General features: G+C 54.8%; 11 protein-coding genes and 1 tRNA gene. 8 read left to right on the forward strand and 4 right to left on the reverse strand.

Going from position 1 to position 13,475, the window contains the following annotated elements; translation table 11 throughout:
- Positions 1–108: 108 nt before the first annotated feature.
- Positions 109–186, reverse strand: a tRNA-Lys gene (locus MVO87_RS00100).
- Positions 187–294: 108 nt separating this feature from the next.
- Between MVO87_RS00100 and MVO87_RS00105 the strand changes: the two genes are divergently transcribed.
- From MVO87_RS00105 to MVO87_RS00120, 4 genes are all read left to right on the forward strand, one after another.
- Positions 295–1,419, forward strand: coding sequence for a tungsten cofactor oxidoreductase radical SAM maturase (locus MVO87_RS00105; protein ID WP_297551762.1), 1,125 nt, complete (start codon positions 295–297; stop codon positions 1,417–1,419).
- 111 nt (positions 1,420–1,530) lie between these two features.
- Positions 1,531–3,348, forward strand: coding sequence for an aldehyde ferredoxin oxidoreductase family protein (locus MVO87_RS00110; RefSeq protein WP_297551758.1), 1,818 nt, complete (start codon positions 1,531–1,533; stop codon positions 3,346–3,348).
- Between the two features lie 273 nt (positions 3,349–3,621).
- Positions 3,622–5,625 (forward strand): S8 family serine peptidase, encoded by a 2,004-nt coding sequence (locus tag MVO87_RS00115; RefSeq protein WP_297551759.1) that lies wholly within the window; start codon positions 3,622–3,624, stop codon positions 5,623–5,625.
- A 39-nt stretch (positions 5,626–5,664) separates the two neighbouring features.
- Positions 5,665–7,404 (forward strand): prenyltransferase/squalene oxidase repeat-containing protein, encoded by a 1,740-nt coding sequence (locus tag MVO87_RS00120; RefSeq protein WP_297516357.1) that lies wholly within the window; start codon positions 5,665–5,667, stop codon positions 7,402–7,404.
- A gap of 69 nt (positions 7,405–7,473) precedes the next feature.
- On the opposite strand, the gene bpsA is transcribed toward MVO87_RS00120, so the two are convergent.
- Complete coding sequence (gene bpsA / locus MVO87_RS00125) at positions 7,474–8,529, reverse strand: N(4)-bis(aminopropyl)spermidine synthase (RefSeq protein WP_297516358.1); 1,056 nt, start codon at positions 8,527–8,529, stop codon at positions 7,474–7,476.
- A 69-nt stretch (positions 8,530–8,598) separates the two neighbouring features.
- On the opposite strand from bpsA, the gene MVO87_RS00130 reads away from it, so the two are divergent.
- The 4 genes from MVO87_RS00130 (at position 8,599) to MVO87_RS00145 (ending at position 11,264) form a co-directional block, all read left to right on the forward strand.
- Complete coding sequence (locus MVO87_RS00130; protein WP_297516359.1) at positions 8,599–9,600, forward strand: PDDEXK family nuclease; 1,002 nt, start codon at positions 8,599–8,601, stop codon at positions 9,598–9,600.
- The gene (locus tag MVO87_RS00135; RefSeq protein WP_297551760.1) at positions 9,601–10,338 is read left to right on the forward strand and encodes an ATPase; all 738 of its coding nucleotides are present in this window, start codon (positions 9,601–9,603) and stop codon (positions 10,336–10,338) included.
- Between the two features lie 60 nt (positions 10,339–10,398).
- Positions 10,399–10,929 carry a metal-sulfur cluster assembly factor gene (locus MVO87_RS00140; protein WP_297512756.1) on the forward strand — a complete coding sequence of 177 codons (531 nt, stop codon included), beginning with the start codon at positions 10,399–10,401 and terminating at the stop codon, positions 10,927–10,929.
- 131 nt (positions 10,930–11,060) lie between these two features.
- A complete protein-coding gene (locus MVO87_RS00145) occupies positions 11,061–11,264 on the forward strand; it encodes a ferredoxin (RefSeq protein WP_297512753.1) in 204 nt (67 codons plus the stop codon).
- Between the two features lie 70 nt (positions 11,265–11,334).
- Here MVO87_RS00145 and MVO87_RS00150 read toward each other — a convergent pair whose 3' ends face one another.
- Together MVO87_RS00150 and MVO87_RS00155 are read right to left on the reverse strand one after the other, a co-directional pair.
- A complete protein-coding gene (locus MVO87_RS00150; RefSeq protein WP_297512755.1) occupies positions 11,335–12,507 on the reverse strand; it encodes a nicotinate phosphoribosyltransferase in 1,173 nt (390 codons plus the stop codon).
- 36 nt (positions 12,508–12,543) lie between these two features.
- Entirely contained in the window at positions 12,544–13,458 is a 915-nt protein-coding gene (locus MVO87_RS00155) for an MBL fold metallo-hydrolase (RefSeq protein ID WP_297551764.1), read from the reverse strand.
- Positions 13,459–13,475: the final 17 nt, after the last annotated feature.

The following is a 13,475-nucleotide window of genomic DNA, read 5'->3' on the forward strand; positions in this document are numbered from 1 at the left end:
AGAAATTCACCTTTCCACAGGAGCAATCAAGAGAAATCCACTCAAAGAACAGCAACACAAAAGAGAATCACAAACTTTGATGAAACTTTTGCTTGGCAAAAGTTTCGATGGCGGGCCGGGCGGGATTCGAACCCGCGGCCACGGGGTTAAAAGCCCCGCGCTCTAACCAGGCTGAGCTACCGGCCCATCCCGACGGGATAACTGGGAGAGCCCTTATAAGCTTTGCTCTTTACTCACTTCTGCACATAAACTGTTATAAGCGATTCTATTTAACCTATCTATCAGGTGTCGAATATGGAGGACCACCACCTTTTCGATTTGACAGACTACAAGGTTCTTATCCCAAAGAAGCCGGACATAAAGTACCTGTACCTTGAAATAACCAACCGCTGTAACCTGCGTTGCGAAATGTGTTTCAAGCAGTACTGGGACGACCCCGAGGGCGACATGGACTGGGAGCTGTTCCTCAAGATTCTCGACGACGCCGAGGAGCTACCCGAGCTCGAAATGATTTACTTCGGCGGAATAGGGGAGCCAACGGTTCACCCGCGCTTCATGGACATGGCGAGGGAAGTTAAGAAGCGCGGTTTTGCCCTTGGAATGAGCACCAACGGCTTTCTGCTCACCGACAGGCGCATCGAAGAGCTCGTAAAGCTCGGCCTCGACCTCATATACTTCTCCATAGATTCCGTGCCGACCCAGCCCGTTGACATAGGCCACATACGACCCGATTACACGAGCTCGCGCATAAAGAAAATTCAGGAGGTCAAAAAGAAGCTCGGAAGCGATGTCCCCCACATCGGCGTCGAGGTCGTCGCGACGAAGGAAAACTACAAGGAGTTGCCGGAGATAGCTCACTACGTCGGCTCCCTCGGCGTTGACACTTTACTCATCTCAAACCTGATTCCAATCACCAAGGAGCACGCGGAGCTGATAGTCTACGATGGTTCCGTTGACATGAAGCCCATCGTGGACAAGCTGGAGGCGATATACCACGGCTACCTCCACAAGATAGCCGAGTTCTCCCTGAGGACAGAGAGAAAGTGCGAGTTCGTTGACAAGAAGGTGGCGGTCGTCCGCTGGGACGGCGAAGTGGCGCCATGCTACCGCTTCCTCCACACCTATCCCGAGATAGTCTTCGGCAGGGAGAAGAAGGTCTACGCTCACTCCTTCGGCAACGTCCGCGAGAAGAGCCTGGCGGAGATATGGACGAGCAGGGAATACAGCTGGTTCCGCTACGTTGTCAAAAACGCCCTCTACCCGAGCTGTACCGACTGTCCGCTGAACGAGTCCTGTTCCTTTGTGCAGGACACCAACTATGACTGCTGGGGCAACACGCCGAGCTGTGCGGACTGCCTCTGGGCCAGGAGAATAGTGCTCTGCCCGATTCCGGAGAAGGGTATGAAGGGCTTCTGGTAGTTAAACAAAAGTGCTTTCTCCGTTCATTGCGCTCCACTTTTTTTGCTTTCGTCAAATTTATTAGCATCAACGTACAAAAACGATTCGCACAACAGCTGGAGGCATCGAAGTATGTACGCATACTGGGGTAAGATTCTGAGAGTGAACCTGACCGATGGAACCATAAAGGAGGAGCACTTTGACGAGAAGTTTGCCAAGAAGTGGCTCGGCACGAGGGGATTCGGCATCTACTACCTCCTCAAGGAGATGGACCCGACCGTCGACCCGTTCAGTCCAGAGAACAAGATGATTTTTGCCACGGGCCCGCTGACAGGAACGACCGCCCCAACGGGCGGTAGATACATGGTTATAACCAAGAGTCCGCTGACCGGCTACATAGCAATGGCCAACTCGGGCGGCTTCTTCGGAGCGGAGCTCAAGTTCGCGGGCTGGGACGCGATAATAGTTGAAGGTGCCTCCGACCACCCGGTTTACCTGTACATAAACGACGAGAGCGTTGAGCTTAGGGACGCTAGCCACCTCTGGGGCAAGACCTCAAGCGAGACCGAAGCGGCCCTCAAGGAGGAGATAGGCGACAAGCGCATAAGGGTTGCACTCATCGGACCCGCTGGAGAGAACCTCGTCCGCTTTGCCGCTGTGATGAACGACGAGCACCGCGCCGCGGGCAGGGGCGGTGTTGGAGCGGTCATGGGAAGCAAGAAGCTTAAAGCGATAGTGGTTAGGGGTCACAAGCGCGTTGAGGTTGCCGACAGGGCGAAGTTCACGAGCGTCGTCAAGGAGAAGACCGACAAGCTCAGGAACGACCCGACTGCAGGCGGTGGACTGCCCAAGTACGGAACGGCAGTTCTCGTCAACATAATCAACCAGAACGGCCTCTACCCGACGAGGAACTTCCAGTACAGCCAGTTCGAGTACGCGGAGGAGCAGAGCGGTGAGGCTATGGCCGCCAAGTACCTCGTCAGGAACAAGCCCTGTTACGCCTGTCCAATCGGCTGTGGAAGGGTTAACAGACTTCCAACGCTCGGCATCACAGAGGGACCGGAGTACGAGAGCATCTGGGCTTTGGGAGCTCACAACGGCATAAACGACCTCGCGAGCATCATTGAGGCCAACCACCTTGCCGATGAGTACGGTATGGACACCATAAGCCTCGGTGGAACTTTGGCAACTGCCATGGAGCTCTACGAGAAGGGACTGCTCAAGCAGGAGGACCTCGGCGAGGACGCTCCACCCTTCAGGTGGGGCAACACGGAGGTGCTCCATTACTACATCGAGAAGATTGCCAAGCGCGAGGGCTTCGGTGACAAGCTGGCCGAGGGTGGTTACCGCCTGGCCGAGATGTACAACGGCGTCGAGTACTTCATGGGTGTCAAGAAGCAGGAGCTTCCGGCTTACGACCCGCGTGGAGCTGAGGGCCACGGTCTCGGTTACGCCACCAACAACCGCGGTGGCTGTCACATCAAGCAGTACATGATTAGCCCCGAGATTCTCGGCTACCCGTACAAGATGGACCCGCACGACATAAGCGACGAGAAGGTCAAGATGGTCATACTCTTCCAGGACCTTACGGCGCTCATCGACGCCGCCGGTCTGTGTGTCTTCACGACCTTCGGTCTCGGTGCCGACGACTACCGCGACATGCTGAACGCGGCCCTCGGCTGGGACCTCTCGACCGAGGACTACCTCAAGATAGGCGAGCGCATCTGGAACGCCGAGAGGCTGTTCAACCTGAAAGCCGGTCTCGACCCGCTCAAGGAGGACACCCTGCCGAAGAGGCTCCTCGAAGAGCCAGTCAGGAACGGACCGAACAAGGGCCACGTTGTCAGGCTCCACCTGATGCTTCCGAGGTACTACAAGTTCCGCGGCTGGACCGAGGACGGCAGGATACCCGAGGAGAAGCTCAAGGAGCTCGGCCTGGACGAGTTGTGAATTTTTCAATTTGTTACACATTCTTTTTTATATTGATTACTCCGCACGCCGACACGTTGTTCCTTTTGAAACAATCTCGCCCCTGTTTTGGAGAATATTCGATGGTTATATCGAGCGTTACGTTATAAAATACTCGAAAATTATGACCAATAAATGTACATTGAGCCGATGTACTGGTCTGAAAGGTATGTTGTTGCGCAAAGTTTTTAACTAAAGAACCTACAACGTCTAAGATGCCCATATAATGGGCATACTGTACAAGGAGGTGCCACCATGAGGAAGTTGAGTATGGTAGTGCTTGCACTGCTGCTCGTTGGTTTGATGGCGGGTAGCGTCCTTGCCGCACCTGCCAAGCCTGCTCCTGCCAGGAACACCTATCAGGAGAAGAACTACGGCCTCCTCACGCCTGGCCTCTTCAAGAAGGTTCAGAACATGGACTGGAACAAGGAGGTCAGCGTAGTCATAATGTTCGACAACAGCTACGACCAGAGGAAGGCGGTTCGGGTTCTCAAGCTTATGGGCGCTAAAATAAAGTACGAGTACAACGTCATACCCGCAGTAGCGGTCAAACTCAAGGTTCACGACCTTCTTCTCATCGCGGGCATGATTGATACGGGCTTCTTCGGCAACAGCCAGATGTCTGGAATCAGGTTCATCCAGGAGGACTACAAGGTCCAGGTAGCCGTCGATACGGAGGGCCTTGACGAATCCGCCGCCCAGGTTATGGCCACCAACATGTGGAACCTCGGCTACGATGGCTCGGGAATAACCATCGCCATCATAGACACCGGTATCGACGCCTCCCACCCCGACCTTCAGGGCAAGGTCATCGGATGGAAGGACTTCGTCAACGGTAAAACTACCCCCTATGACGACCAGGGTCACGGAACCCACGTCGCCAGCATAGCGGCTGGAACAGGCAAAGCCAGCAACGGAAAGTACAAGGGAATGGCTCCCGGAGCGAAGCTCGTCGGCATTAAGGTTCTCGGTGCCGACGGCTCGGGAAGCATATCCGACATAATAGCCGGTGTTGACTGGGCCGTCGAGAACAAGGACAAGTACGGGATAAAGGTCATCAACCTTTCACTCGGTTCAAGCCAGAGCTCCGACGGTACCGACTCCCTCAGCCAGGCCGTTAACAACGCCTGGGATGCGGGAATAGTCGTCTGTGTCGCCGCTGGAAACAGCGGACCCGACAAGTCCACTATCGGTTCGCCGGCCGCGGCCAGCAAGGTCATAACCGTCGGTGCCGTTGACAAGAACGACGTTATAACCGACTTCTCCAGCAGGGGTCCGACTGCGGACGGAAGGCTCAAGCCCGAGGTTGTCGCTCCGGGCAACTGGATTATCGCCGCGCGCGCCAGCGGAACCAAGCTCACCGACGTCACCATCGGCGACTACTACGTTGCCGCTCCTGGAACTTCGATGGCCACCCCGCACGTCGCTGGAATATCCGCCCTCATCCTCCAGGCCCACCCGAGCTGGACTCCTGACCAGGTCAAGAAGGCCCTCATTGAGACCGCTGACATAGTCAAGCCCGACGAGATTGCCGACATCGCCTACGGTGCGGGTAGGGTTAACGTTTACAAGGCCGCCCACTACGACAGCTACGCCAAGCTCACCTTCACCGGCTACGTTGCAGACAAGGGAACCGAGACCCACCAGTTTACCATAAGCGGAGCCTCCTTCGTCACCGCGACCCTCTACTGGGACAACGCCAAGAGCGATCTCGACCTCTACCTCTACGACCCGAACGGCAACCAGGTTGACTACTCCTACACCGCCTACTACGGCTTCGAAAAGGTCGGCTATTACAACCCCACCGACGGAACCTGGACGATAAAGGTCGTCAGCTACAGCGGTGCCGCCAACTATCAGGTTGACGTCGTCAGTGACGGCAGCCTTGGCCAGCCGAGCAGCGGAGGCGACAACGGTGGAACCGAGCCCGCTCCCGAGCCAGAACCCCAGCCGACCGTCGATGAGAAGACCTTCACCGGAAGCGTCAGCTACCACGACTACAACGTCCACCAGATGACCGTCAACAGCGGTGCCACCAAGATAACCGGCGACCTCGTTGGCCACAGCTACGACGACCTCGACCTCTACCTCTACGACCCGAACAAGAACCTCGTTGACCGCTCCGAGAACTACGGCTCAAGCGAGCACGTCGAGTACAGCAACCCCGCTCCGGGAACCTGGTACTTCCTCGTCTATGCCTACAACACCTACTACTGGACCGCCAGCTACCAGCTCGACGTTAAGGTCTACTACGGTTGATTTTTAACTCCATTCTCCCTCTTTTTCTGGGGTGGTTCCATGAGGAAAGTTCTGGCAGTGGTTTTCATCCTCGCGCTCATGGCGTCATCCGTTCCCGCGAGTGCTAAAATCCAGCCCTACGTCTACACCCCAACGGTTCCTGAGACCGCCTTTGCCGTTCTGGCCCTCTATAAAACATCCGATTATGCGCGCGTTCTTGAGGGATGCGAGTGGCTCATGGCGCTGAGAACTCCCTTTGACTCCTGGGGATACAAGTACGGGGAAGAGCACGAGGCCAAGTACACGGCCATGGCCATGATGGCGCTGATGAGGGGGGAGAACATAGCTCGGGGCAGGTACAACTCAACGATAAACAGCGCCGCCTACTGGCTTATCTACAAGCAGAACCCCGACGGCTCATGGGAGGACTACCTGGGCACTGCTTTAGCAGTCCTGGCCCTCAAGGAGTTCCTGAATGGAAACTACATCAACGACAAACTCATCGGTTTCAAGAAGCAGGTGGAGGAAGCGATAAGCAGGGGAGAGGGGTATCTCCTCTCCGCAAAGCCAGAGAACGACGTTGAAAGGATTTTCGGCTACCTCGCCCTCGGGGACGCGGAAGACCTCGAAAAGATGAAGGTCGAGGGGAGGCTGAAAGCCTACCGGGCCTTTGCGCTGGCCTACTTGGGTAAAAGGGTGGGACTGGATGACGACTTCAACGACACGCTCTCAATTGCAATGGTCCTCTACGCAACTGGAAACGAGAAATACCGGAAGGAGCTCATCGAAAGGGAACACTTTGGCTTCTGGGGAACCCTGCACTACCGCATTCTCGACCTCCTGAGTGTTTCAAAGGTCAACGGTTTTTCGGAGATGAGAACAATCGCATGCCCCTACCTTCAGAAAATCACGCCCGGAAGCAACTGGGAAGCCGTTGTACTCGCGGACTACTACTTAACCTGCAACAGGACTCCCTCACTGCCCTCAAACCTCTCTGGCCTGCTCCCCTGGCAGGTGGCCGAGCTCGCGAGGGTCAAATCCCTTCTCGGCGAGGATTACAGTGAAGAGGTCAGCTACCTCCTCTCAACCGAGAGGGACGGGGTGTGGAGGGACTTCTACAACACCGAGTACGTCGTCTGGGTTTTCAAAGGTTTAAACGTGAGCTACAACTACAACGCATCGCTCATCTACCTCAGCAACAACCTCACTTGGATGCTCGAAACCACCGAGGCAAAGACTGGGAACCCTGTTTACTACAACGTGCCTACCTACTACTTCGCCTACGCGGTGATTGTCTTCAAAGAGTTCGGAATGGAAAGAGAGCTGAACGAGACCCTCAAAATCCTGAGGGAGAGACAGTATCCCAACGGGGCCTTTCCATACACCCAGGGCTCGATAGCTGGCATAACCTCCACGGCCAAGGTTCTCTGGGCCCTCCAGGAGGCAGACCTAACCGAAACTGAAATATACGAGAGGGGCACCGCGTTCCTAAGGTCGCTTCTCTACGCCGATATTCCAGAGCCCGAAACCAACGGAACGGCGGTCGTTCTTGCGAACGCAACGTTCCTGCTCATTAAGAACTCGGCCTACCTCGGCAACACCACGGGAAGGGTATGCACAAACGGCCTGGACGGCTACGTCGTTATTTATCCCTCAAAAAGCCCCCTCTCAGTAATGGCCAGGGAGGTAAACGGCTTCAAAGCAGTTGCCAGGGAAAACGGAAGAAGCATTAACTACGTTTACATTGCCCTCGCAGGTGCACTCCTCCTGGTCGCGATAGCGGTCTGGAAGAAGCGCTGAGTTTTCGCCTTTCGTTTCCAATTTGTTTATTTTGTACAAAGGCGACTTCTCAAAAAGAGAATGGGAAAATCAGGTGGTAGAAGCCTCTTCGTCGTTGTAGAGCTCGTCACCAACGGTAATCCTCTCCTCGAAGCCCTTCGAGCCCTCAAGCGTCTGAATCCTGAACATGTAGCTTTTGTACCAGTTGTAGGACGGCTTGACCTTGACGGGGAGGAGCTTCCAGGCGCGGGTCTCCTCCTCGTAGCCCCAGTTCACGTACTCGTTGAAGTTCCTGATGATGTCGGTTATGACGACGTTGAACTCGTTGAGGAGCAGGCGCTGAATCTCGCGCCACTTGTTGAGCGAGCTTTCCCTTCTCGTTATGCCAAAGTAACCCGCACAGCCTGGCCCCTTCAGCGTGGCAATTCCCCTTCCGACGAAGGCCCTTATTGCGTCAACGGTTTCAGGCGGGTCGGTGATGAAGGTGTCGAACTTGTGGAGCGCGTAGTCGGGGAGTGGCTCGCGAAGGTCAAAGGTGAATATTTCGATGTCGGAGTAGCCGAGCTCGTCAGCCGTCTTCTCGATGAACTTCATGAGCCTCTCGTCAATGTCGAGAACCGCTATCCTCTTGGGGAGGCCAGAGAGCATCAGAGCAACGCTCGTGAGGTCGTCGTCGCCGAGGACAAAAACTTCTTTGTTCTCAAGGTCGCCCCTGCTGTGCATCAGAGCGACCCTTGCAACGGTGGTTTCAGGGGTGACGTAGGCCTGGTCGAAGTCGTGCTTCGGCTGGGGTCTGTCCTTGACTATCTCCTTGAACTGCTCGAGCAGGTCACTGAAGGCGGAAAGCTCAACGGTCCTGCCCTGGCAGTGGGAGCAGGTGTAGTCCCTCCTCGGTCCGATTCCGTACTTCTCGACGAGCTGTTTACCGCTCTCGGTGAGGATGACGTTCGGGCCCTCGAACGCTATGTGGCCGAGCTCGTGGAGCGCCTCAAGAACCGCCACGACGAGCGGGAGCGGTTCCTCGCTGAGGTCAACGATGCGCCACACGTCACTGCTGGCCTGAATCGCCGAAAGAACGTTCTCTATCGTCCTCTCGTAAACGGGGATGCTCGTCTTGGTCTTAACCCTCTCAACTATCTCCCTCATTTTGAATCCCTCCAGAAGGATTTTTGGTTCGTGAACGGGGTTAGTAAGGGCCTCTTTTAAGGTTTTCTCGTGAACGTGAAAGTTTTAACCAATACCCTCGCCTTCATGTTTGGTGAGAAGATGTCATACTTCCTCATCTCGGTTGCGACGATGGAGAACCTTGAAAAATGCATTCAGATGAACGTTGCAGGGTTTACAAGTAGCGTAAACGGGTACTGGGCCTTTGTCGATATTGATGTCGGGGACTACATCTCGTTCCTGCACGGAGCGAAGGTTTACAACCTCCATCGCGTGAAAAAGAAAGTCGCAATTGAGAACCCCGACGAAGTCGGCCCCTGGGAGCCGATAAAACTGCCCTCTGGGAGGGTGTATTCTTTCCCCTTCAGACTCCTGCTAACGCCTCTCCGTGAGCTCTCCGAGTCAATGATAAGACCGGAGTTTTCTTACGTAGCTGAAAACCTTCTGTTGAGGGGAGGGTACAGAAAGACCCATTTCCAGGCCGATGAGGTGACACTCTACAACGTTTCGGGAATGGGAATCCCAGTGAGCGAAGAATTTCAACATGAAACCTCAAAATGGAAAGCGTTCATGCCAAAAATCACCTTTTCACGGGAACTCATAGACCCACCGAGGGTTTTCCCGATGAGGGAAGTTCTCCTCCAGTCACTCCTTCGAAAGGCAATTGAGCGGAATTTTCTGGAGGGACTTCTGGAGACGTTTGGAATAGACGGGAATCCTGAGGATTTTGAGGTTCTCGGCGAAAAGGCGCTTCCTACCGGACATGTGGACCTTTTAATAAAGCCCAAACACCCCCTCGGCAGGGCTCCGAGGATTCTTGTGGAAGTGAAGCTCGGAAGCGCCGGAAAAGAAGACTTGAAACAGCTGAAGGCGTACATAAAGGAAAGCGGCCCCGAGACTGTGGGGGGAGTACTGATTGCCAAATCCTTCAAGAAGAACATCGAGGAAGAGCCCAATATCAAATTCTGGAGTTACGGGTTTGGGAATATCACGAGAGAAGCAACTTACACCTACGAAGAACTACTCAGGAAAATACGGCTGGAGGAGGTTTAAATGCTCACCCCCGCCAAAGACCCGGTCAAGCGCTACCGCCTCCGCTACAACCTTAAGGCCCTCGAACGTGTGAGAGAGGCGATAGGCGAGAGCACATATTCCAAGCTGAGGGAGCTCCTCCTCTTCCGCCTCGAAGGAAGAGACTTCGAGAGGACTCCCACTGATGCCAAGGTCGCCGTGGCCTTCTCCGCTGGCTCCGACAGCACGGCAACGCTGAAAATCCTCCGCTGGGCAGGCTTTGACGTCGTCCCAATAACGGCAAAGCTCCCCCAGATGGGCGAAAAAACCCTCCAAAAGGTCCGCTCCGAGAGCTCGATCTTCGTAGAAGTACCACGTTACGAGGAGACAATGAGGGAACTCATCGAAAAGGGGGCACCAATCTGCGGCCGCTGTCATTCAATGGTCATGGAAGCCGTCGAGAGAAAAGCGAGGGAGCTTGGCGTGAGAATTCTTGCGACGGGGGATATGCTTAGCTCGGGCCTGGTTTCGATTTATGAGAAGGACGGCTTAGTAATCCTTAACTTCCCCGCCTTTCTCGCTCTCGATAAGGGAGAGATTATTGAGATAATCGGCGGAGAGTATGAGCTGAGCTTCGGCTGTCCCCTCCTGTGGGAGCTCTTTAAGCGGGCACCTTCGACCAAGCGTTTGGCCCTTCAGAGAATTCTCAGGGAGACGCGGGCGAGGGCGTTGAATCCAGAAATGGCCGTCGAGCTGATGAGGGACGTCCTCCTCCGTTAGTTCCCAACTTTGGCCCAAAAGGTTTAAATGTGTAGTTCTTAAGTTGGAGCGGTGGTGATTATGGTCACGAAGGAAGATGTTGAAAAGGTCGTGAAATCGGTCGTTGACGAGAAGTTCATCCGCTCAATCGAAGTTGACGAAAAGGGCAACATCACGGTTACCCTTGCAAAGGACACCCCCGATATAGACAACGTTCTCATAAAGCTCCACTCCGAGCTCGGAAAGCTTGACGGGGTCGGCTTGATAATCATCAACCGAGAGAGGGAGGTAAAGGAAGCTGGAAACGTCAAGATAACCGAGGAGATGATACTTGAGAAGCTCAAGGAGGTCATAGACCCCGAGATTGGAATAGACGTCGTCAACCTCGGCCTCATCTACGAGGTGAAGGTTAACCCTAACAACACCGTTTACGTCAAGATGACGATGACGACCCCCGGCTGTCCGCTCACCATGTGGATTCTCAGGGCCGTTGAGGACAAAATCCTTGAGATTCCGGGCGTTAAGGATGCCGAGATTGAACTCACCTTCGACCCGCCCTGGACGCCGGACAGAATCAGCCCGGAGTACAAGAAGAGGCTGGGCCTTTACTGACCCATCCTGCCTTTTCCTGTTCATCATCGCTTTCTTTCGCTTCCCTTTTCACAGATTATCGTTTCAAACCGTCGGTTTTAGGAACGAAAAGTTTATATTCGTCAAAACACACTTATCGGCGGTGATGTGCCATGGCGTGGAAGGTTACCGTCGACCAGGACACCTGCATTGGTGACGCCATCTGTGCAAGCCTCTGCCCGGACGTCTTCGAGATGAACGACGAGGGCAAGGCTCAGCCGGTTGTCGAGGTTATCGAGGACGAGAACCTCTACAACTGCGCCAAGGAGGCCATGGAGGCCTGTCCGGTTAGCGCTATCAGCATTGAGGAGGCCTGAAGGCCTCTCTTTCCTATTCCTTATAGGGCTTTTCTGCGAGCTATCTGAAAATAAGATATTGGAGAAGAGCTTATTCGAGGCCCAGCTTAAACTTCTCGGCCTGTTCAAGGACGTACTCCCTTATCTCCCTCGCCTTTGGCAGCTCAGTCACTATCTCGCCGTTCTCGATGAGGGGCTGTAGGAGTGGCTCGACCCTGGCACCGCAGACGGGACAGCGTTCGAGCTTTTTGTCGGCGGGAACGCGGTGGTAGTGGCCGTTCTCACAGCGATAGACCTGTTTCCTCCCGCTCAATTTTCCACGCTTCGTTATCGGCTTCCCCTCAACCTCAACGATGTCGAGCGAGAAGTCTATCGGCTTTGCGCTCGCTATGGCCGAGCCGACGCCGAAGGCGTCTGCAACGTCAACGATTTCCTTTATGCTCTCTTCGTTCAACCCACCGCTCACGAAAATCTTCACCCAGTCGTAGCCCCTAAGGTCAAGCTCCCAGCGAACCTCTTCAATTATCTTCCTGAAGTTGCCCCTCCTCGAACCAGGGGTATCAAGCCTAACCGCAGTTAATCTCTCGCCCAGAGCCTCGGCCGCCATCAGCGCCTCGAACTTCTCGTCGCAGAGCGTATCAACGAGGGCTGTCCTCGGGACTTCTGGCTCAACGACCTCATCGAAGTACTTCCAGGCCTTAACCTGGTCGCCGACTGTGAGTATTAACGCGTGGGGCATGGTTCCAACGGGTTTCTCCCCTATCATCTCCGCTCCGAGGACGCCGCTAACGCCGTCGCAACCGCCTATAAAGGCCGCTCTGTCAATCATCGGCGCTATCGCGGGATGCATGTGCCTTATTCCAAATGAGTAAACGGGCTTGAAGTTCGCGGCAATCTTGATTCTCAAGGCGGCCGTTGCAATTCCGCTCGCCTGGCTGAGCATTCCGAGTAGAGCAGTCTCGTAGATTCCAAACTCCTCGTAGTAGCCTTCAATCTGGAGAACCGGCTCGTAGGGGTGGAATATCGTGCCCTCCCTCATCGCGTAGACGTTCACGGGCAGGTCCTCAAGGAGCTTCGCGACCTCCTCGATTCCAGCTAAAACTCCCCACTTCCAGTCCTTTGGAAGAGAAGTCGTTGTAACATCCGCGAAAACCTTCCTGTGGATTCCCTTCTCGGTCAGTATCTTCTTCGTTCGAATGAAGTAGACGTCCGTCGTCTTTCCAGCCTTTATATCCTCCTCGTGGGCGATGTAGAAGCTCCTCATATCAACCACCTGATTTGAGCTATGTAAAAATGGAAGTTAAGATTTTCCCTGACCTGGGATTGAGAAAGGCACCTCAGCTTTTTCGCCCCTCTCAATTCTGTGGAGCTCCCTCCTGTAGGCCTCCAGCGGTCTGTCCTCAACCCTCAGAAATCCAGCGAGGGTCTTCGGCCTCTTCTCGAGCTCGTCGAAGAAGCGCGGATAGTTCTTGTCCCTGACGATGTGGTGGTCGAGGATTACATCGACATTAGTCTCGCGGATTATCTCGTTGAGGTTTTTAATTCCCGTTTCCCAGCTCCCCTCGGCGCGCTTTCCAAGGTAAGTCGGCGGTCCGCCTGTTATGAGGAAGTCTGGATTCTTCTCGATTATCCACTCGACGGCCTCCCTGTTGAGGAGCTGGATGTCACTGGCGTGGATTAGCCTGGTTCCGTCGTCGATGAGGACCATAACCACGAAGCCCAGCCTTGAGCCCTCGCTTCCGTGAGGCACAGCGGGTGAGAACTCCAGCGTAACGCCACCGAGGTCGAAGCTCCTTCCATCGGCGAACTCAATTTTCTTCGCTATCGGCTCCGCGTTCTTCAGGAAGGCCCAGGCCCTCTTCCTCTGGCTGAAGTTGATGTTCTCCCTGGGGTGCTTGGTGAAAATCAGCTTCCCCTCGTAGATTTCCCTCGCGTAGGTCTCGCTTGAGCTCTCGTAGAGGCCCTCGAAAAAAGGCGTGTGGTGGTCGTAGTGATAGTGGGAAATCGTCACGACCTCTGCCTTCCTCGCGTAGCCCTGTATCTTCTTCCTCATCTTCTGGAGGGTTTCGAGCTCGATTTTCGCTGGCGGGAGGCCGTAGCGCTTGGGTCCGAGGGCGACACCGGGGTCGATGAGGATTTTTACGCCTCCAGCTTCCACGAACGTCGCCAGGCTCCTAACGCCGAGGCTTTCAGAGGCGAGCGGAATGAGTCGCATGATAATCCCCGAGTTAG

The organism is Thermococcus sp., from assembly GCF_027063845.1.
Taxonomy (GTDB): domain Archaea; phylum Methanobacteriota_B; class Thermococci; order Thermococcales; family Thermococcaceae; genus Thermococcus.